This window comes from Streptomyces viridosporus (assembly GCF_002078235.1).
Taxonomy (GTDB): Bacteria; Actinomycetota; Actinomycetes; order Streptomycetales; family Streptomycetaceae; genus Streptomyces; species Streptomyces viridosporus.
In genome coordinates this window covers 1-1,035 of the sequence record NZ_MSGP01000428.1, presented here as the reverse complement: position 1 = coordinate 1,035, position 1,035 = coordinate 1, and the positions used below count along the sequence as shown (strand labels likewise).

The following is a 1,035-nucleotide window of genomic DNA, read 5'->3' as shown; positions in this document are numbered from 1 at the left end:
GCCGTAGCCGGTGGCGCGGGGCGCGGCGGCGAACAGGTCGCGGATGCGGACGGGGTCGGTGGAGGCGTCGTGGACGCCGTGGCCCGGGCGGCCGCACTCGCCGCGGCAGGGGGCGGGGTCGGGGTCGTCGCGGTGCGGGGAGCGCAGGGCCGGGAGCTTCGTCCGGGACAGGGGGATGACGGCCAGACCGCGCTCGGCGGCTGACAGGGCGTGTGCGAGGGCCAGCGTCGCGCCCTGCCGGTCGGGGGTGGCCATACCTCTATTTTCGTACGCACGTTCGAAAAAGGAAAGGGGGGAGCGGGCGCGGCGCGCCGGGGTGGTGAGGGGCGGAAGAAGTGCCGGAACGCTTCATCCCTTGCGGGGACCGGGGTGGCACCGCCTCTGTGCGGTCGTGCCGGGGCGCGGGGGCGTGAAGGGGTTTATCGGCGGGTCGTCACGCTTCCGTGCGAAGAGCGCCTTCCGGGGTGGTTCGCGGGGATGCGGTGGGCAACTCTGATCCCGCGACGTCGTGCACAGCGCCGGACGGGTCGGCCGACTCCTCCGGTATCAGCCGTACCGCACGCACAAACGGCCACGAGCCGGTGCGTCCTTTGTTCTGGAGGGAACACAACATGGCAAGCATCCGTACCGCCCGTGTCATCGCCGCCGTCTCCGCCCTTCCGCTCGCGGCCGCCCTCTTCACCGGTGTCGCGGCGGCGGACAACGGCGCCCTCGCGGACGACGGATCGAACGCGACGGCCACCAGCGCCGACGCCGGTGTCCTCGGCAGCGGGGTGGGCGGCGACAACTCCGGCAACTCGGCGACCACACAGCAGCAGGCCAACGGCTCCGGAGCGGCGAACCAGAGCAACACCGCCCAGGTCGACGGTTCGGCGTTCACGGCCGTCAACCAGGGCAACGACAACGTGGCCATCAGCTTCAGCCCGCTGTGGTGAGGTGAGGGGCCGTCGGCCCTCCGACGGCCCGGGGGTGTGCTTCGTGGGGTGCAGGGCGTCTGCGCGGCGGTGCTTCGGTACCGCCGCGCAGACGCCCTGC

At 72.9% G+C, this 1,035-nt stretch carries 2 protein-coding genes; one reads left to right on the top strand and one right to left on the bottom strand.

From position 1 onward, the window contains the following. A partial coding sequence (locus tag B7L92_RS27695) for a bifunctional DNA primase/polymerase (RefSeq protein ID WP_174704028.1) occupies positions 1–255 on the bottom strand: 255 nt, incomplete at its 3' end. 356 nt (positions 256–611) lie between these two features. Here B7L92_RS27695 and B7L92_RS27690 point away from each other — a divergent pair. Next, positions 612–935, top strand: a complete 324-nt coding sequence (locus B7L92_RS27690; RefSeq protein ID WP_081240083.1) for a hypothetical protein — start codon at positions 612–614, stop codon at positions 933–935. Positions 936–1,035 lie beyond the last annotated feature (100 nt).